Origin of the sequence: Mesorhizobium sp. M7A.F.Ca.US.014.04.1.1 (assembly GCF_003998745.1) — a bacterium.
Taxonomy (GTDB): domain Bacteria; phylum Pseudomonadota; class Alphaproteobacteria; order Rhizobiales; family Rhizobiaceae; genus Mesorhizobium; species Mesorhizobium ciceri.
In genome coordinates this window covers 1-414 of record NZ_RZRW01001493.1, presented here as the reverse complement: position 1 = coordinate 414, position 414 = coordinate 1, and the positions used below count along the sequence as shown (strand labels likewise).

At 62.1% G+C, this 414-nt stretch carries 1 pseudogene; it reads right to left on the bottom strand.

Features of this window, described 5'->3' with window-relative positions:
- Nucleotides 1–56: 56 nt before the first annotated feature.
- Nucleotides 57–414 (bottom strand): annotated as a pseudogene (locus EOA22_RS37295) (hypothetical protein); the annotation flags it as partial.

Below are 414 nucleotides of genomic sequence, written 5' to 3'. Positions count from 1 at the left end.
GTTGCACATCGCGCAGGAAGGACGAGGGCGGCTGTTAGCCGCCCAGTCATTTCATCTCACACGTTGCGACGACCTCTGGCGCTTTCCAGGTCATCACCTGTGTAGACTTCATCCGTTGGATCGAAGCCGGTCCAACCGCCTGCTTCGTATTCGGTTCGCCGATGGGCTATGTCGACGGAATTATATTGCTTCAGTATCTGTTCCGCGTCGGGGACAAGGTCGTCTTCGACCCTGGCTATAACCATTGTTCCCCCGCGCCGAACGCCTTCGGCATAAACATGTGCGTCGCTTTCCGGCACACCGGACTCTGTCATCGCGCCGATGATGCCGCCAGCTGCGCCACCGACCACGGCACCGCCGACAGCGCCGACCGCAGTCGCCGCCAGCCAGCCCGCGGCAACCACGGGGCCGAGA